The 17,939-nt window shown below is 73.4% G+C and carries 16 protein-coding genes; 9 read left to right on the forward strand and 7 right to left on the reverse strand.

Annotated features, from left to right (window positions below; genetic code table 11):
• Positions 1-132: 132 nt before the first annotated feature.
• Entirely contained in the window at positions 133-765 is a 633-nt protein-coding gene (locus ACFV4P_RS18435; RefSeq protein ID WP_380472300.1) for an FMN-dependent NADH-azoreductase, read from the reverse strand.
• 164 nt (positions 766-929) lie between these two features.
• Between ACFV4P_RS18435 and ACFV4P_RS18440 the strand changes: the two genes are divergently transcribed.
• The gene (locus tag ACFV4P_RS18440) at positions 930-1,538 is read left to right on the forward strand and encodes a TetR/AcrR family transcriptional regulator (RefSeq protein ID WP_380472302.1); all 609 of its coding nucleotides are present in this window, start codon (positions 930-932) and stop codon (positions 1,536-1,538) included.
• Positions 1,539-1,628: 90 nt separating this feature from the next.
• Here the strand turns inward: ACFV4P_RS18440 and ACFV4P_RS18445 are convergent, their stop codons facing one another.
• The 3 genes from ACFV4P_RS18445 to ACFV4P_RS18455 all read right to left on the reverse strand — a co-directional run bounded on the left by ACFV4P_RS18445 (position 1,629) and on the right by ACFV4P_RS18455 (position 4,893).
• The gene (locus tag ACFV4P_RS18445; RefSeq protein WP_380472304.1) at positions 1,629-2,282 is read right to left on the reverse strand and encodes a GNAT family N-acetyltransferase; all 654 of its coding nucleotides are present in this window, start codon (positions 2,280-2,282) and stop codon (positions 1,629-1,631) included.
• Positions 2,283-2,417: 135 nt separating this feature from the next.
• Entirely contained in the window at positions 2,418-3,098 is a 681-nt protein-coding gene (locus ACFV4P_RS18450; RefSeq protein ID WP_380472306.1) for a nitroreductase family protein, read from the reverse strand.
• 148 nt (positions 3,099-3,246) lie between these two features.
• Positions 3,247-4,893 (reverse strand): ABC-F family ATP-binding cassette domain-containing protein, encoded by a 1,647-nt coding sequence (locus ACFV4P_RS18455; protein WP_380472307.1) that lies wholly within the window; start codon positions 4,891-4,893, stop codon positions 3,247-3,249.
• Between the two features lie 512 nt (positions 4,894-5,405).
• On the opposite strand from ACFV4P_RS18455, the gene ACFV4P_RS18460 reads away from it, so the two are divergent.
• Positions 5,406-7,016 (forward strand): ABC-F family ATP-binding cassette domain-containing protein, encoded by a 1,611-nt coding sequence (locus ACFV4P_RS18460; protein WP_380472309.1) that lies wholly within the window; start codon positions 5,406-5,408, stop codon positions 7,014-7,016.
• 16 nt (positions 7,017-7,032) lie between these two features.
• On the opposite strand, the gene ACFV4P_RS18465 is transcribed toward ACFV4P_RS18460, so the two are convergent.
• Positions 7,033-7,698 (reverse strand): carbohydrate binding domain-containing protein, encoded by a 666-nt coding sequence (locus ACFV4P_RS18465; RefSeq protein ID WP_380472311.1) that lies wholly within the window; start codon positions 7,696-7,698, stop codon positions 7,033-7,035.
• Positions 7,699-7,885: 187 nt separating this feature from the next.
• Here ACFV4P_RS18465 and ACFV4P_RS18470 point away from each other — a divergent pair, with 187 nt between their 5' ends.
• The 3 genes from ACFV4P_RS18470 to ACFV4P_RS18480 all read left to right on the forward strand — a co-directional run bounded on the left by ACFV4P_RS18470 (position 7,886) and on the right by ACFV4P_RS18480 (position 10,382).
• Complete coding sequence (locus tag ACFV4P_RS18470) at positions 7,886-8,962, forward strand: substrate-binding domain-containing protein (protein ID WP_380472313.1); 1,077 nt, start codon at positions 7,886-7,888, stop codon at positions 8,960-8,962.
• A gap of 54 nt (positions 8,963-9,016) precedes the next feature.
• Positions 9,017-9,682 (forward strand): hypothetical protein, encoded by a 666-nt coding sequence (locus tag ACFV4P_RS18475; protein WP_380472315.1) that lies wholly within the window; start codon positions 9,017-9,019, stop codon positions 9,680-9,682.
• 61 nt (positions 9,683-9,743) lie between these two features.
• Positions 9,744-10,382, forward strand: a complete 639-nt coding sequence (locus tag ACFV4P_RS18480) for a gamma carbonic anhydrase family protein (RefSeq protein ID WP_380472317.1) — start codon at positions 9,744-9,746, stop codon at positions 10,380-10,382.
• 92 nt (positions 10,383-10,474) lie between these two features.
• Here the strand turns inward: ACFV4P_RS18480 and ACFV4P_RS18485 are convergent, their stop codons facing one another.
• Positions 10,475-11,254 (reverse strand): sugar phosphate isomerase/epimerase family protein, encoded by a 780-nt coding sequence (locus ACFV4P_RS18485; RefSeq protein ID WP_380472319.1) that lies wholly within the window; start codon positions 11,252-11,254, stop codon positions 10,475-10,477.
• An 84-nt stretch (positions 11,255-11,338) separates the two neighbouring features.
• Complete coding sequence (locus tag ACFV4P_RS18490) at positions 11,339-13,246, reverse strand: DUF2264 domain-containing protein (RefSeq protein ID WP_380472321.1); 1,908 nt, start codon at positions 13,244-13,246, stop codon at positions 11,339-11,341.
• A 321-nt stretch (positions 13,247-13,567) separates the two neighbouring features.
• Between ACFV4P_RS18490 and ACFV4P_RS18495 the strand changes: the two genes are divergently transcribed.
• Genes ACFV4P_RS18495 through ACFV4P_RS18510 form a run of 4 tightly spaced genes read left to right on the forward strand, consistent with a single transcriptional unit; the run spans position 13,568 to position 17,931 of the window.
• Positions 13,568-14,923, forward strand: coding sequence for an ABC transporter substrate-binding protein (locus tag ACFV4P_RS18495; RefSeq protein ID WP_380472323.1), 1,356 nt, complete (start codon positions 13,568-13,570; stop codon positions 14,921-14,923).
• Positions 14,923-15,939, forward strand: coding sequence for a carbohydrate ABC transporter permease (locus tag ACFV4P_RS18500; protein WP_380472325.1), 1,017 nt, complete (start codon positions 14,923-14,925; stop codon positions 15,937-15,939). Before ACFV4P_RS18495 ends, ACFV4P_RS18500 begins: the two co-directional genes overlap by 1 nt.
• Complete coding sequence (locus ACFV4P_RS18505; RefSeq protein WP_380472327.1) at positions 15,936-16,832, forward strand: carbohydrate ABC transporter permease; 897 nt, start codon at positions 15,936-15,938, stop codon at positions 16,830-16,832. Before ACFV4P_RS18500 ends, ACFV4P_RS18505 begins: the two co-directional genes overlap by 4 nt.
• Positions 16,833-16,875: 43 nt before the next feature.
• Positions 16,876-17,931: a hydroxyacid dehydrogenase gene (locus ACFV4P_RS18510; RefSeq protein ID WP_380472329.1), complete on the forward strand. Its 1,056-nt coding sequence runs from the start codon at positions 16,876-16,878 to the stop codon at positions 17,929-17,931.
• Positions 17,932-17,939: the final 8 nt, after the last annotated feature.

Below are 17,939 nucleotides of genomic sequence, written 5' to 3' on the forward strand. Positions count from 1 at the left end.
GCGGCGCCCCTGGGGCGGCCCGGGGGGGGCCAGGGGGGTGTGGGGGGGCGTTCTGGGGCGGGGGTGGGCGGGGGTTGCCGTAGGGCGGCGGGCCGGTGGGCGGAACTGCCCACCGGCGCGGCGGTGTTCGGGTCAGGCGCGGACCAGGTTCTTGCCGGCGGCGCGGGCGGCGTCCAGGGCCTGGGTGTGGTACTCGGCCGCCAGGTCGCGCAGGCTCTCCATCGCCGGGTTGCTGGCGGCGAGGGTCAGCTCGCGGCGGACGACGGTCAGGTCGGCGCCCCAGACGTCGCGCAGGATGCGCTCCACGTACGGGGTGGAGTGGTCCCAGCCCTCGCGCGGGGTGCCGGGGGCGAAGCCGCCGCCGAGCGAGGTGACCAGCAGGACCGGCTTGTCCTTGAGCAGCTGGTCGGTCGGGCCGGCGCCGGCGATGACCACGTCGACCCAGGTCTTGAAGTGCTGCGAGACGCCCCAGTTGTACAGCGGCACGGCGATGATCGCGGCGTCGGCGGCGCGCAGCTCCTCGGCGAGCTCGGCACCGAGCGCGGCGCCGGCGCGCTGCTCGTCGCTCCGCTGGTCCTCGGGGGTGAACGCGGCCAGGGTGGCGTGCGTCCAGACGTCGCCGGGCAGCGGGTCGGCGCCCACGTGGCGGCGGGTGACGGTGCCCTGCGGGTGGGCGGCCTCCCACTCGGCGTGGGCGGTGTCGGCCAGTTCGGAGCTGGTCGAGTTGGGGCCAAGGATGCTGGCGTCCAGACGGAACAGGTGCATGGCGGGTCTCCTCGGGTTCCGGCCCGCCGGGGAAGCGGCGGCCGCAGGGCACGGCAGGGCGGCGGGTGCGGCCCGGTGGGCACCGCACCCGACCGAAGCGGACTTTACCCCGCTTCGACGAACCGGACTTTACCCCGTTTCGGTCGGAAGGTAAATTGGCAGCCATGGACGTCCCCTTCGGCAAGCCCCCCGTCGAGCGCGCGGACGCGGCCCGCAACCGTGAGGCCCTGCTCTGCACGGCCCGCGCGATGATCGCCGAAGCCGGCGTCGACCGGGTCACCATGGACGGACTCGCCGAACGCGCCGGACTCGGCAAGGGCACCGTCTTCCGCCGCTTCGGCACCAGGGCCGGCATCTTCCGCGCCCTGCTGGACGCCGAGGAGCACTGCTTCCAGGACCGGGTGATGTCCGGGCCGCCGCCGCTCGGCCCCGACGCCGACCCGATCGACCGGCTGATCGCCTACGGCCGCGAGCGGACGTTCTTCCTGCTGGCGCGGCAGGACATCGCGCGCGCCGCCGTCGAACGCAAGGGGCCCGTCGCCAGCGGCGCGCCGGTCTTCACCCAGCCGCACATCCGGATGCTGCTCAAGCAGGCCGGGCTCGGGCTGGCCGACCCGGACACCCTCGCGTTCCAGCTCACCAGCGCGCTCGAAGGGCCCCCGCTGGTGGTCATGGCGATGGAACGGCCCGCGTCCGGGCGGTGCGAGGGAGACCTCGGCACGCTGCTCGCCGACGGCTGGCAGACCCTGATCGAGCGGCTCGCCCGCCGCTGAGCGGGCCCTTTCGGGTCTCCGGTCAGGGCTTCCGGGCAGCAAAAACGGGGACGGCCGCCGTCCGTCCCCGTCGTTCCTGGCGAGCGGTCGTCAGGAACCGGTCACCCAGATCATCTTGCGGCCGGTCTCGGCCGGGGCGGTCGGCTTCTCGTCGTCGATCCGGTCCAGCGTGTAGCCGAGCTTGCGCGGCACGGCGGCGCTCGCGGCGTTCGACTCGTCGCAGTGGATCTCCGCCCGGGTGATGCCCGGCAGGGCCAGCGCGGCCTCGGTGAGCGCGCGGGCGGCGGCGGTGGCGAGGCCGCGGCCGGTGTGCTCGCGGTGCACCCAGTAGCCGATCTCCAGCGCGCCCGGGCCGATCCGGCCGTGCAGGCCGAACCCGCCGATCACGACGGCCGGATCGGCGTCCAGCCCGAGCAGGTACATGAAGTCCGTGCCCTCGTCCCAGACCTGCTCGCCGCGCACCGAGAGCTGCTGGCTCTCCGGCAGCGTCGGCGCGTTGGCGGCCCACGGCATGTACGGGCGCAGGTGGTCGAGGTTGGCGATCACCGCGTCGTTCAGCGCGGCGGCGTCGACCGGTCGGCGGCGGCGCAGATGCGCGCCGCCGCCGACCGGCAGCAGCTCGGGCGGTCGGCCCGGGGTCAGCGGCCGGGCCACGTCGTCGGGTGTGCCGGCGTCGGGTGTGGCGGAGTCGGGCGTGGCGGAGTCGGGCGTGCCGGTGTCAGGTGCGTCGGAGGAGTGGCTCATGATCGGGAGTATGGGCCATGCGCGACCGCTCCCACCAGCGGATATTCCGTACCCTCACGGCTCGTTCACCGACCGGGCCGGGGCGGGGTCGCACGCGCCGGAGCACCTCCCGCCCCGCACGCCGCCCGGCGGCGGTCAGAGCCGCACCAGCACCTCGTCCAGCGGCTTGCGCTCCAGATCCGGCACCCGGGCGTCGTCCGCCGGGTAGCCCACCGGGATCACGTACGCGGCGCGCTCCTCCTGCGGGCGCTCGCAGATCTCGTTCAGGAAGCGCATCGGGCTCGGCGTGTGCGTCAGCGTGGCCAGGCCCGCCTGGTGCAGCGAGGCCAGCAGCAGGCCGACGGCGATCCCGACGCTCTCCTTCGTGTAGTACGGGCGCGGCGAGTTGGGGCCCTTGTGCACCTCGAACACCACGATCACCGCGGGCGCGTCCTCCAAGAACGGCTTGCGCCAGTCGGTGCCGATCGGGGCCAGCGCCGCCAACCACTCCTCGGACGCCCGGTGCCCGTAGAACTCCTGCTCCTCCGCCTCGGCGGCCTCCCGCAGCCGCCGCTTGCGCTCCGGATCGGTCACCACCACGAACCGCCACGGCTGCACGTGCGCCCCGCTCGGCGCGGTCGCCGCCGTCCGGACCGCCGTCTCCAGCACGCCCTCGGGCAGCGGCCGGGTCGAGTAGTCGCGGACGGTGCGGCGCTGAGCCATCACCTCGTGGAAGGCCCGGCAGCGGTCCGCCGCCTCATCGGCGGGCACGCTCATCGGACGCAGCGGCACCGTCGGAAAGGACGGCGCTTCGGTGGTGGATGCACTGTCAACCATGGGCGACAGCACAGCACATGACGGGCGCGCAGCGGAAGACTCGGCCCTTGCCGGTACTTGCCGGTGCTTGCACCCGTGCTTGTGCCGGTGCTTGTGCCCGTGCGGGTGGGTGCCTGCCGGTGCTTGCCCGCGCGTGCCGGCCGCGTGGTCAGGCCTCGGTGACCCGGCCGTCCGCGACCACCAGCCGGCGGTTCACCTTCACCGTGTCCAGCATTCGCCGGTCGTGGGTGACCAGCAGCAGGGTGCCGGTGTAGGAGGCGAGCGCCGACTCCAACTGCTCGATCGCGGGCAGGTCCAGGTGGTTGGTCGGCTCGTCCAGCACCAGCAGGTTCACCCCGCGGGCCTGCAGCAGCGCCAGCGCCGCCCTGGTCCGCTCGCCCGGCGACAGCGTCGCGGCCGGGCGCAGCACGTGCACCGCCTTCAGGCCGAACTTGGCCAGCAGGGTGCGCACGTCCTCCGGGTTGAGGTCCGGCACGGCCGCGGAGAACGCCTCCAGCAGCGGACGCTCCGCGTCGCCGCCGAACAGGTGGCCGCGGGCCTGCTCGACCTCGCCGATCTGCACGCCCGAACCGAGCGCCGCGCTGCCCGAGTCCAGCTCCAGCCGGCCCAGCAGCGCCGCCAGCAGCGTCGACTTGCCCGCGCCGTTCGCGCCGGTGATCGCGACCCGGTCCGCCCAGTCGATCTGCAGGTCCACCGGGCCGAACGCGAACTCCCCGCGCTTGACGGCGGCCTGACGGAGCGTCGCCACCACCGAGCCGGAGCGCGGCGCGGCGGCGATCTCCATCCGCAGGTCCCACTCCTTGCGGGGCTCCTCCACCACGTCCAGCCGCTCGATCATCCGCTGCGTCTGGCGGGCCTTCGCGGCCTGCTTCTCGGTCGACTCGGAGCGCTGCGCACGGGCCTTCTTGTCGTTGTCGCCGCCCTTGCGGCGGGCGTTGCGCACGCCGTGCTCCAGCCAGTTGCGCTGCATCTGGGCGCGCGCCTCCAGGCCGGACTTGGTGTCCGCGAACTCCTCGTACTGCTCGCGGGCGTGCCGGCGGGAGATCGCCCGCTCCTCCAGGTACGACTCGTAGCCGCCGCCGTACACGTTCACCTGGTTCTGGTGCAGGTCCAGTTCGAGGACGCGGGTGACGGTGCGGGCCAGGAACTCGCGGTCGTGGCTGATCAGCACGGTGCCCGCGCGCAGGCCCTTGACGAACGCCTCCAGGCGCTCCAGGCCGTCCAGGTCCAGGTCGTTGGTGGGCTCGTCCAGCAGGAACACGTCGTAACGGGACAGCAGCAGCGAGGCCAGGCCCGCGCGGGCCGCCTGGCCGCCGGACAGCGCCGTCATCGGCAGGTCCAGCGAGACCTTCAGGCCCAGCTGGCCGGCGACCTCCTCGGCCCGCTCCTCCAGGTCGGCGCCGCCCAGGTCCAGCCAGCGGTCCAGGCTCGCCGCGTACGCGTCGTCCGCGCCCGGCCGGCCTTCCACCAGGCCCTCGGTCGCCTCGTCCAGCGCCGCCTGCGCCGCCGCGACGCCCGTCCGGCGGGCCAGGAAGTCGCGCACCGACTCGCCCTCGCGGCGCTCCGGCTCCTGCGGCAGGTGGCCGACGTTCGCGGTCGGCGGGCTCAGCTTCAGGCTGCCGCCCTCCGGCGCGTCCAGCCCGGCCAGCAGCCGCAGCAGGGTGGACTTGCCCGCGCCGTTCACCCCGACCAGTCCGATCACGTCCCCGGGGGCGACGACCAGGTCCAGCCCGGCAAACAGCGTGCGCTCACCGTGGCCGGCGGCGAGGTCCTTGACGACGAGAGTGGCAGTCATGATGAGTCGATTTTAGACGGCGGCCGAAGTGCTCCCGGCCGGGCCGGCCCACCCCTCGGCGTCGGCGTACGACTCGTCACTGTGGGTGGCGCCGCGGTCCCACTCCTCGCCGGTCGGCCGCCGGTACGCTCCGGCACCCTTCGATCAACTGCCGGAACTCGTCCTCGTGCATGCCCGCCGGCATGGCGGGAGCCGCCGACAGCGCCCGCCGGTCGACTCGGGACTTAATTCCGTTGCACCGCCGGGTGGGCGCTGCGTACGCTCGGAGGCGTCACATTCCCGCATGTCTGGAGAAGGCCGTTGCTTGTCTGAGGTCATGAGACACCGCGCCACGCCACACCCGTGTTGTTCCCGGGTTTCTCGGCGTGCGGGCGCGAGTGCGACCTCGGCAGGGCAGCGATCCATGGCTCCCGTGCGGGTTTCTGCTTTCCCGTGACGGCCCTTCTCGCAGCCGCGTCCTCGGTGTCTCCCCGTGTTGTCCCCTTTTCCACGGCAACCACCGGAGGCCCTCCATGGCGCAACCCACCACCTCGATCCTCTGCACCGACCTCGGCTTCGAATGGCCCGACGGCCGCCCCGTGCTGAGCGGTTTCCACCTCGCGGTCGGCCCCGGCCGGACGGGGCTGGTCGGCCTGAACGGCTCCGGCAAGTCCACCCTGCTGCGGCTGATCGCCGGCGAGCTCGCCCCGGCCTCCGGCACCGTCCGGATCGCCGGCGAACTCGCCTACCTGCCACAGGACCTGACGGTCGCCTCCGGCCGGCGGGTGGACGAGACGCTCGGCATCCGCGCCCAGCGCGAAGCCCTGCACGCCATCGAGTCGGGAGACGTCGACGAACGGCACTTCGCCACCATCGGCGACGACTGGGACGTCGAGGAGCGCGCCCGCGCCACCCTCGACCGCCTCGGCCTGGCGGAGCTGCACCTCGACCGCACCACCGGCGAACTCTCCGGCGGCCAGGCCGTCCTGCTGCACCTCGCCGCCCTGCTGCTGCGCCGACCGGACGTCCTGCTGCTCGACGAGCCGACCAACAACCTGGACGCCCGGGCCCGGGCCCGGCTGTACGACGCGGTGGCCGCCTTCCCGGGCGTGCTGCTGCTGGTCAGCCACGACCGGGAGCTGCTCGACCGGGTCGACCAGATCGCCGACCTGCGGGACGGCGAAGTCACCTGGTACGGCGGCAACTTCAGCGCCTACCAGGAGGCCCTGGCGGCCGAGCAGGAGAACGCCGAACGGATGGTCCGCAACGCCGGGGCCGACGTGAAACGCCAGAAGCGGGATCTGGTCGAGGCCGCCCAGCGGCTCGCCAAGTCCGCGGCCTACGGCAAGGCCCGCTCGGTGCGGCGCAACGACCCCAAGGCCCTCGCCGACAAGCTCCAGGGCAAGGGCGAGGAGACCGCCGGCCGGCTGCGCGGCATGCACACCGAACGCCTCAACGAGGCCAAGGAACGCCTCGCCGCCGCCGAGGAGGCGGTGCGGGACGACGCGGAGATCCGCATCGACCTGCCCCGCACCGCCGTCCCCGCCGGGCGCAGCGTCCTGCAGCTCGAACGCGTCCGCCTCGCCCACGGCGGGGTGGTCGACCTGGAGCTGCGCGGCCCCGAACGGGTCGCCCTGATCGGCCGCAACGGCTCCGGCAAGACCACGCTGCTGCGCACCGTCGCGGGCGAACTCGCCCCCGCCGAGGGCGTGATCACCACGCCGGTGCCGCTGCGGTACCTGCCGCAGCGCCTCGACGTGCTGGACGACGACGCCACCGTCTTCCGGAACGTCAAGGCGTACGCCCCGGCCGCCACGGACAACGACGTCCGGGCCCGGCTGGCCCGGTTCCTGTTCCGCGGCGCGCGGGCCGACCAGCCCGCCGGCACGCTCTCCGGCGGCGAGCGCTTCCGGGCCACGCTGGCCGCCCTGCTGCTGGCCGACCCGCCGCCGCAACTGCTGCTGCTCGACGAGCCGACCAACAACCTGGATCTGGCCAGCGTCCGCCAGCTCACCCAGGCCCTCGCGGGCTACCGGGGCACGCTGATCGTCGCCAGCCACGACTACCCGTTCCTGCGGGAGATCGGCATCACCCGCTGGCTGGAGTGGGACGGGGGTGAGCTCCACGCGGTGGATCCGCGCTGAGCCGCCGCTCGGGGCGTCAGGCCTTGGCGACGGTCACGTCGTCGCACCAGCCGTAGCCGCTGCCGCTGCGCGCATAGCAGTAGATGCGCGCGGTGGTGGCGGTCGGGCCGGTGGTGAAGACGGCCGTGCCCTGGCTCCAGCCGGTCGTGGTGAAGGCCGCGCGGTTGCTGGAGCCGGCGGCGTCGTACTCCTTGGCGCCCAGCGACAGTTCGGTGCCGGAGGCCGACACCTTGCCCCAACCGGTCAGCCGGTAGGTGGTGTTGGGCTGAAGGCCGATCACCTGCTCGGCGGCGGCCTGCGCCGGGCCGACCCGGACGGCGGCGGCGCCGCTGTGCGCGGTGGCGGTGTCCCGGAAGGTGATCTCCAGGTCGTGGATCTCCCACTGCTCCACGTTGAAGAGGCGGACGGCCGCGTTCCGGCTGCTCGCCGGGTCACCGGCCACCACCGGGCGGGCGGTGCCGGTACCGTAGCCCGCCAGGATGATCGGCGCGCCGACCGTACCGGATCCCTGCGGCTGCAGGGTGCCGGTGCAGGTCGCGCCGCGCTTGAGCAGCAACTGGTCACCGGGCCGGAAGAGGTGCGTATTGGCGGAGGCAAGGCTGTTCCACGGACCGGCCTGGCTGCCCGAGCCGTCGGTCGCGGCCGAACAGTCCAGGTACCACGCCGTGCCCGCCGGAAGCATGGAGGGTCGGATGGGGCGCCCGAGTCCGCACCGCAGGTTGACCATGTGATCGAGTCAATAACTTCAGACCTTTCGATCGAATGCCGATCGAATGATAAAAATTGATCGAACAGGAGTGGTGCCGACCGGTGCCGCGACTGCCACCGCGACCCGATCGGGGCCGCGGCCCGCACCAGGAGAGGACGCCATGACCGTCACGGCAGACGAACGCCGGGCACGGATCCTGCAGGTCGTGCGCGACCTCGGCACCGTCCGGGTGGTCGACCTGGCCACCCGCCTCGGCATCCCCGCGGTCACCGTCCGCCGGGACGTCGCCGCCCTCGCCGACGCCGGCGAACTCGCCCGCTCGCACGGCTCCGTCGCCCTCCCCGACAGCGGCACGAACGCCCGCCACGACCGGGTCATCGGCATGCTCGTCCCCACCGTCGGCTCCTACTTCGACGAAGTGATCGCCGGCGCCCGCGCCGCCGCCACCGCCGCCGGCGCCCGCCTGGTCCTCGGCATCGCCGCCTACGAGGCCCGCGACGACCGCGCCCAGGTCGAACGACTCCTCGAATCCGGCGTCGACGGCCTGCTGCTCACCCCCAACTGGCAGCCCGGCGACCCGCCCCACCACCCCGGCGACCAGCACTGGCTGGCCGAACTCCCCGTCCCCGCCGTCCTGGTGGAACGCAAGGCCGACCCCGGCAGCGCCGCCGCCGAACTCGACGCCGTCGGCTCCGACCACCGCCACGGCGTCCTGCTCGCCCTGCGGCACCTCGCCGGCCTCGGCCACGACACCGTGCTGCTCGCCGCCCGCGCCGACACCTGGACGGCCCACCAGGTCCGCACCGGCTACGCCGAAGCCGTCCCGCTGCTCGGCCTGCGCACCCGCCCCGTCATCGACATGCACCGCCCCGGTGCGCCCACCAACATCCCCGACCCCGAGTGGGTCGCCCAGCAGATCGCCGAAGCCACCGCCGACGGCGTCCGCGCCGTCCTGGTCCACAACGACCAGGACGCCATCCAACTCCCGCCCCTGCTGCGCATCCGCGGCCTGCGCGTCCCCGAGGACGTCGCCCTGATCTCCTACGACGACGTCTTCGCCGCCCTCGCCGCGCCCCCGCTCACCGCCGTCGCCCCGCCCAAGAAGTCCGTCGGCGCCGCCGCCCTCGAACTCCTCCTCCGCCGCCTCGACGGCGGCGCCGGCCTCCCTGCGTACCACGTCGAACTCCTCCCCGCCCTCAAGGTCCGCACCTCCTGCGGCGGAGACGGCGGGGCCTGACTCCGACGGCCCCGGGGTCGGGGATGGTGGGTCTGACCTGCTTGGATGTCTCGCATGACTGTTGAACGGGTGGCGTCGGAGCTGCCTTCCCCCGCCGAACTCCGGGACCACTGCCGGATCTTGGCCGTGCTGGACGCGATCCTGCTGCCGGAGTGGGGAGACCGGTACTTCGGCTACGACGCGCGGTGGAACGTCGAGGCGGGCGAGGAGACGGCCTCGATGCGGGACGGCTCGGGCGACGAGTACGCGATCGTGTTCACCGCGGCCGGGGCGTACGTGCGCGGGTTCGCCCACGAGGCGGCGATGAGCCCGTACGGCGGCGAGGACCGCGCGGTGTGGCCCGGGGTGCTCGACGACGTCCCGGCGGTGTTCGCCGCGCAGGTCGCCGAACCGGCGTTCAGCGACGAGGACGGCATCCCGGTGGTGACGGCCTGCCTGTGGCGCGAGACCACCGACGACGCATGGCGGCACGGCGCCATCGAGTTCCCCGCCGGGGACGACCCGGACGGCGCGGACCAGCTGTTCGCCCTGCTGACGGACCGCCGGCCCGAGGCGTACCACGCCCACGCCGAGGAGTACCTGGAGGACGAGATCGACCTGGCCGCCGTCCGGGCGGTCTTCGCCGGCGAACCGCTGACGGACGAACTGGTCGCCGCCCTCAACCCCGAACTCACCCTCGCGGACCTCGCGGAGGACCTGGCGGAGATCGGTCGCCCGTAAGGGCGTGCGATGTCCGATACCCGCCAGCGGGCCGGCTCGCGGGCGTCGAGAATCCAGGCCCATGACCACGCACTCGCAGGGAATCCGGATCGAGCACCGCGGCGCCGTCCCGCAGGTCCACCCCACCGCCTACGTCGCACCGACCGCCACGCTCGTCGGCGACGTCCGGATCGGTCCCCGCGCGCGGGTGATGTACGGCGCGGTGCTGGACGCGGAGGGCTCGTACGTCGAGGTCGGGGAGGCGACGGTGGTGTGCGAGAACGCCGTCCTGCGGGCCTCCGCCGTCGCCACCAATCAGCCGGTCAGACTGGCCGACCATGTGTTCGTCGGTCCGCATGCCACGCTGCTGGGGTGCACCGTCCGGCGTGCCTCGTACCTGGCCACGTCGGTCAGCGTGCTGCAGGAGGCCCGGGTCGGGGCGGGTTCGGTGGTGGCCGTCGCCGCGCTGGTCCACGCCCGGACGGAGCTGCCGGACGAGTGCTTCGTCCCCCCGTACATGCTCGCCATCGGCGACCCGGTGCAACTCCTCGCCCCCGGCGACCCGGCCGTGCCGCAGGCGATCGGCAGGCTCGGGTTCGCGAACACGGCCTTCGGCATCGACGCCTCCTGGACCGACCGGACAGCCCGCCACGAGCGCATCGCCGAGGTCCGGGCGGCCGAGTTCGGCGCGCACCTGGACGACCGCCCCGCGACCGCCTGACGGGCGGCGTTGGCCTCCCACTGCGAGGGCGGGTCGGCGGGGTCAGCACCAGGGGTCGGTCAGCAGCACCGTCCCAGTACCGCTGTGCGAAGTCAGGCGGGGAGCAGGGAAGTCAGGTAGGCGCGGCCGGCGGCGAGTCGGGGGGCGAGGGGGGCGGCGGCGGGGTGCCAGGGGGCCTCGTACTCCCAGGAGATCCAGCTGTCGGCGGGGAGTTGGGCGAGGCAGGCCGGGAGGGGGAGGACGCCGGCGCCGAGGGGGAGCGGGGTGAGGTCGGCGGGGGAGGCGACGTCCTTCACCTGGACGTAGCCGAGACGGGGGGCGAGCAGGCGGTACGAGTCGGCCGGGGGCTCGCCGGCCAGCCAGGTGTGCATGACGTCCCAGAGCGCGCCGACGGACGGGTGCGGGGCGGCGGCGAGGAGTTCGGCGAGGGCGGCCCCGGAGCGGTGGGAGTCGTGCGTCTCGACCAGCATGGTGACGCCCAGGTCGGCCGATGTGTCGGCGAGTCGGAGCAGCCGGCGGGCGGCGGTGCGGGTGCCCTCGGCGGGGTTGTCGCCGCCGCGGGGGAAGACGCGGACGTACGCGGCGCCCAGGTCGGCGGCGAGGTGGAGGTGGGCGAGCAGCTCGGCGAGGACGGGGGCGTCCGGGCCGGGCTCGGCGATGCCGACGTACGAGGCGACGGTGAGGGGGGTGACGGACGCGGCGGTGAACTGCCGTGCGGTGGCGCGGCGTTCGGCGGAGGTCAGGCCGGTGTGGACGGGCTCGCCGGGGGCGGCGCGGAGTTCCAGGCCCTGCCAGCCGTGGTCGGCGGCGAGGGCGAGGACGGCGTCGAGGGGGTGGCCGGGGAGACCGAGGGTCGAGAAGGCGAGGGGCACGGCGGGGTCCTTGTTCGTGCGCCCACCCGCCCGCCCGCGAGGGGGCGGGCGGGCGAGCGGCGCGGGTGGGCGGTGGGCGGGGCGTCAGCCGGCCGAGGGCAGCGCGCAGCTCGTGCTCGTCCCGTCCGGCCAGGTGACGGTGACCGTGTCGTCGGCGAGGGCGAACGCGAGGGCCGTGAGCGGCGGCAGCGCAGCGGGGTCGGCGGTGAGGCGGGCGGCGGCGGCGAAGGTCGCGGTGGGGGCGGTGCGGAGCGTGCCGTGCAGGTGGGGGACGGTGGCGGTGGGGCCGAAGGCGGTGCCGGCGGGGACGGCGGCGGCGGTGGTCCAGCCGTGGAGGGCGAGGAGTTCGGTGCGGAGGCGGTCGTCGCCGGTGACGAGGGCGTGCGCTCCGGTCACCCGGGCGTCGGGCGCGGCGCCGGTGACGGCCCAGCCGCCCTCGCGGACGGCGGTGCCGGGCGTCGCGCCGCAGACGTGGTGGACGCGGACCTCGTCGGGTCCGTGGGCGAGCGTCAGGGAGGTGACGGTGACGCCGGGCAGGGCGTCCCCGTCGTGCCGGGGGCGGTGCGAGGACGCGGCCCAGCCGGCGGCGCCGAGACGGCCCGCGCCGAGCGGGGTGATGGGGCCGCGTTCGGTGGGCGAGCCGTCGAGCACGAGGGCGAAGTGGTTGTCGCCGGCGGCGGCGTCGGGGCCGGTGCGGGTGGAGTGGGCGAGCCGGGAGTAGAGCGGGTTGTCGGGGACGGGCGCGTCCGCGGGCTGGTCGTCGCTGCCGTGGTTGTGCAGGCGGACCAGGCCGTCGGCGGCGGTGGACTGGACGAGCCAGCCGGGGGCGGGCAGCGGGGTGACGGCGTCGGCGGTCTCGGCGGGGGAGGGGGTTTCGGGGGCGGTCCAGACGGGGTGGTCGGGGGGCAGGAGCAGGCCGAGGAAGCCGCCGGAGGCCCAGTAGGGGGAGGCGGGGCCGGAGTAGGGCTGGACGATCGGCGGGTAGGGGCCGTGCCAGCCGAGGGTGAGCAGGCCGTTCTCGTCGAGAGCGTCGCGGTCGAGGAAGTAGCGCAGCGCGCCGGAGGCGATCCGCCGGGTGGTGCCGGGGTCGAGCGGGGTGGTGCCGAGCAGGGCGCCGGCCCAGACGGGGCCGGCGGCGGCGAACCGGTAGCTGAGCGAGCGGCCCTGGTGGACGGGTGCGCCGGTGCGGTCGAACAGCCGCGCGTAGTCGGCGAGGTAGGCGTGCAGGCGGGCCCCGTAGCGGTCGGTGAGGGCCGGATCGGCGGCGAGGTGGGCGTGCAGGGCGGGGTAGAGGTGCAGGGCCCAGCCGTTGTAGTGGTCGATGGCGCGGGGGCGGCCGTCGGTGTACCAGCCGTCGCCGAGGTACCAGCGGTCGATGCGTTCCAGGCCGCGGTCGATCGCGGCGTTCGCGGCGTCGGTGTCGATGCCGACCTCGGCGAGGAAGCCGCCGACGGTGAACGGGAACAGCCACCAGTTGTTGTCGACGGGCTGCCGGTGCAGGGCCTGGGCGAGCCAGGCGCCGGCGCGTTCCTGGACGGTGGGGTCGAGGCGGTCCCAGAGCCAGCGGCGGGTCAGGCGCAGGCCGATGGCGACGGAGGCGGCCTCCACCATGGCCTGGCCGCGGTCGGTGACGGCGAGCCAGGAGGTGAGGTCGCCGTCGCCGAGTCCGCGTTCGTCGGTGGGGGTGCGGGTGCCGGCGGCGAGGCCTTCGGCGTAGCGCTCCAGCAGACCGGTGGGGTCGTCGCCGTTCGCGCCGGCGACCCGGATCGCGGCGAGCAGGAAGGTGCGGGCGTACCCCTCCAGGCCGTCGGAGCGGGGGCCGGACCAACTGGGCCGGGTGCCGGGCAGGTTGATCAGGGCGTTGGCCGGCCCGGCGTACGGGCGGACGGCGGCCAGCAGGCGGTCCGCGGCGGTCTCCCAGTGGGCCCGGGTCCAGCCGGTGTGCGGGCTGAGCGCGCGGTCTTCCGGCGGGAGGGGGAGCGGGTGCGGCATGGCGGCCTCGGTTCCTGTGGGCGTTCCTGTGTGCGCGGGGGCTGCACCGGCCGACCCTAGGAAGACCCGATCACGCCGTCAAGGATCACTGATCGAATGATCTCCTTGATCCGATTGTGACCTCCCGGAAAACGCCGAAAACCCAAGGTGAACGGCGCTCAACAGGGCAGATGCGATTGATCACTACAGATCATTTGATCCCAATCCCTTGACGTCTGATCGGGGGCCGTCCCAAGATAGCGATCAACCCGGCCCGACCTGCTCAAATCGGGTGATCGGGTACCTACCCGGCGTTTCAAGGACCCCCACAGGAGCCGTGCCATGTCCTCTCCCGCTCTCCACCGCCGCAGAGCCCTCCGTCTCGCCGCCGCCGCCACCGCCACCGTCCTGGGCGTGACCCTGCTCGCCGCGTGCGGCAGCGACGGCGACAAGTCGGCCTCGGCCTCCGACGCGGGCAGCGACGGCAAGCCGGTCTCGATCACGTTCTGGGGCTGGGCCAAGGGCACCAAGGACGTGGTGCAGGCGTTCAACGCCTCCCACCCGAACATCCAGGTCACCTTCGAGGAGATCCCGTCCGGCAACGCCGGCGGCTACGCCAAGATCTCCAACGCGGTGAAGGCCGGCAACGCCCCCGACATCTTCAACGTCGAGTACCCGCAGCTGCCTGACTTCGTCAGCCAGGGCGCGGTGCAGGACATCAGCAAGCTGGTCTCCGCCGACCTCAAGGGCAAGTACCTGCCGCAGTCGATGGAGCTGACCACGCTCGGCGGCTCCACCTGGGCGCTGCCGCTGGACGCCTCCCCGCAGGCCCTGTACTACCGCAAGGACCTGTTCGAGAAGGCCGGGGTCGCGGTCCCGAAGACCTGGGACGAGTTCAAGGGCGCCGCGGCGAAGCTGAAGGCCGCCGACGCCAACACCCGCATCGCCACGTTCTTCCCGGACGACCCGAGCACCTTCGAGGCGATGGTCTGGCAGGCCGGCGCCAAGTGGTTCGGCACCAGCGGCGACAGCTGGAAGGTCGACATGGCCGGTGCCGAGACCAAGAAGGTCGCCGACTACTGGCAGGGCCTGATCGCCGACGACCTGATCCGCGTCCAGCCCTCGTTCAGCCAGCAGTGGACCGCCTCGCTGCAGAAGGGCGAGACCGCCGCGTACCTCGGCGCCGCGTGGGGCGGCGGCGTGCTGAAGTCCACCCTCGGCACCGACCCGTCGGAGAACGGCAAGTGGGCGGTCGCCCCGATGCCGAGCTGGGACGGCCAGCCCGCCTCCGGCATGCTCGGCGGCACCACCTTCGCCGTCTCCAAGGACAGCAAGAAGGCCAAGGCCGCGGTCGAGTTCGCCACCTGGGCGACCACCACCCCCGAGGGCATCCAGGCCCGCATCGCCTCCGGCTCCTCCTCCGCGTACCCGGCCGACCCCGAGCTGGTCCCGGTCGCCAAGGCCGCGTTCAAGACCGAGTTCTACGGCGGCCAGGACATCTACGCGGTCTACCAGGACGCCGCGAAGGCCATCAAGCCGAACTGGGCCTGGGGCCCGACCATGGGCGCCACCAACAGCTCGATGAAGGACGCCTTCGGCAAGCTCGGCCAGGGCACCACCGTGCCGTCCGCCGTCGACACCGCCCAGCAGGCCACCCTCGCCGAGCTGAAGAACCGCGGTCTGAAGGTGGCCGGCTGATGTCCGGCACCACTCCCGTCCCGGGCGGCGGCACCTCCGCCGCCGCCCGGGGCGGTTCCGCCGCTGCGGCGGGCGCCCGCAGGCGCCGGGCCCCGTTCGGCGCCCCGATCGTCCTGCTCGCCCCGTTCCTGGCGCTGTTCACCGCCTGCACGCTGATCCCGATCGGCTACGCCGTCTACCTCAGCCTGTTCAGCGAGCGCCGCTCCGGCCTCGGCTTCGGCGGCACCACCACCCAGGTGTTCACCGGCATCGGCAACTACACCCGGGCGCTCGGCGACGCCGCGTTCCGCGACGGCTTCTGGAACACCGCCCAGTACTGCCTGCTGTACATCCCGCTGATGCTCGGCCTGTCGCTGGCCGTCGCCCTGCTGCTGGACTCCGCGCTGGCCCGCGCCAAGCGGTTCTTCCAGCTCGCGCTGTTCCTGCCGCACGCCGTCCCCGGCATCATCGCCGCCCTGGTGTGGACGTACCTCTACACCCCCGGCATCAGCCCCGTGGTCGACGCGCTCAACTCGGCCGGCGCCCAGGTCGACGTGTTCGGGCACCCGCTGCCCGCGATCGTCAACATCGCGGTCTGGGAGTGGACCGGCTACAACATGGTGATCTTCTACGCCGCGCTGCAGGCCATCCCGCGCGAGGTGCTGGAAGCCGCCGTGGTCGACGGCGCCGGGCCGCTGCGCACCGCGTTCAGCGTGAAGATCCCGCTGATCCGTGCGTCCGTGGTGATGGTCGGACTGTTCACCGTGATCGGCTCGCTCCAGCTGTTCACCGAACCGGTGATCCTGCACGACGTCGCCCCCGGCGTGGTCTCCACCTGGACCCCCAACATGTACTCCTACGCCGCCGCGTTCGAACGCAACGACTACGGCCTGGCCGCCGCGTCCTCGGTGCTCCTCGCCCTGGTCGCCGCCGCGCTGTCCTTCGTCGTCACCCGCTTCACCCGCGACCGCGACGAGAAGCGGACCTCGAAGCCGGCCCGGCAGCGGGCCGAGAAGCGGACGGAGACCGCCCGATGAGCACCCTCACCCCCGTGCGCCCCGCCGCCGACACCGCGGAGCCCGGAAAGCCGCGCCGCCCCTGGACGCTGTCCAAGACCGCCGTCAACGGGGCACTGGCGCTGGCCACCCTGTACACCCTGCTGCCGCTCGGCTGGCTGATCACCGCCTCCGCCAAGAACACCGCCGACCTGATCGGCGGCCGCTCGCTGGGCGCCGACAACTTCCACCTCGGCCAGAACCTGCAGGACCTGGCCACCACCGGCGACGGCATCTACTTCCGCTGGTACCTCAACTCCCTGCTGTACGCCGGGATCGGGGCCCTGCTGTGCGCGCTGATCTGCGTCGGCGCCGGCTACGCGTTCCACGTCTACAGCTTCCGCGGCAAGGAGAAGCTGTTCGGCGTCGTGCTGCTCGGCGTGCTGGTGCCGACCACCGCGCTCGCCCTGCCGATGTACCTGCTGGCCTCCCAGCTGCACATCGTCAACACCTACTGGGCGGTGCTGCTGCCCTCCCTGGTCAACCCGTTCGGGGTGTACCTGGCCCGGGTGTTCTGCGCCGGCTACCTGCCCGGCGAGACCCTGGAGGCCGCCCGGATGGACGGCGCGAGCGAACTGCGGATCTTCTGGTCGATCGGCCTGAAGATGGTCATGCCCGGCTTCGTCACCATCTTCCTGTTCCAGTTCACCGCGATCTGGAACAACTTCTTCCTGCCGCTGGTCATGCTCTCCGACAACCGGCTCTTCCCGGTCAGCCTCGGCCTGTACACCTGGAACGCCCAGACCCACGCCTTCCCCGAGTACTACCCGCTGGTGGTCACCGGTTCGCTGCTCGCCGTCCTGCCGCTGGTCATCGCCTTCGTGGTGCTCCAGCGCCACTGGAAGGCCGGAATGACCGCCGGCAGCGTCAAGTAAACCCCCCTCCTCCTTTCCACTGCGCCTTCTGGGGAGCCCCGCCATGCCCAACTCCGCGCCCGCCGAGGCACCGCCCTCCGACGCCACTGTCCGGACCCGCCCGCGCGCCCTGCTCGCCATGCACCGCGACCTCGCCGCCCGGCTGATCTCCCCCGACACCATGGCCCGGCTGGTCGAACTCGCCGACCTCGACCCCGAGTTGGTCATCGACGACTTCACCTCCCCGGAGGGTGCGGCGGCCCTCGCCTCCGCAGAGGTCCTCATCAGCAGCTGGGGCTGCCCCCCGCTCACGGACTCCGTCCTGGCCGCCGCACCCCGCCTGCGCGCCGTCCTGCACGCCGCCGGCTCCGTCAAGCACCACATCACCGACGCCTGCTGGGACCGCGGCCTCGGCATCACCTCCGCCGCCTGGGCCAACGCCCTGCCGGTCGCCGAATTCACCGTCGCCGCCGTCCTGTTCAGCAACAAGCCGGTGCTGCGCCTGGCCGCCGACTACCGCTCCCGGCGGGCCCCCCACGACTGGCAGGCCGCGTACGCCGCCACCGGCAACTACCGCCGCACCGTCGGCATCGTCGGCGCCTCCCGGATCGGGCGGCGGGTGCTGGAACTGCTCGCGCCCTATGACTTCGAACTCCTGCTGCACGACCCGTATGTGACGCCTGCTCAAGCATCCTCGCTGGGAGCCGAGTTGGTCTCCATGGACGAACTGTGCACCCGCTCCGACGTGTTGAGCGTGCACGCCCCCGAACTCCCCGAGACCAGGCACCTGGTGGACGCCCGCCGGATCGCCCTGATGCCCGACGGCGCGACCCTGATCAACACCTCCCGCGGCTCCCTGATCGACCAGGACGCCCTCACCGCCGAACTGATCACCGGCCGCATCGACGCCATCCTCGACGTCACCGTCCCCGAGACCCTCCCCGCCGACTCCCCCCTCTACGACCTCCCCAACGTCCTCCTCACCCCCCACGTCGCCGGCTCCCTCGGCGGCGAACTCCACCGCATGGCCGCCGCCGCCGCCGACGAACTCGCCCGCTACGTCGACGGATTGCCCTTCGCCCACCCGGTCACCCACGAGGAGATCGCCCGCACGGCGTAGCAACTGCC

The organism is Kitasatospora sp. NPDC059795, from assembly GCF_042732175.1.
GTDB lineage: Bacteria > Actinomycetota > Actinomycetes > Streptomycetales > Streptomycetaceae > Kitasatospora.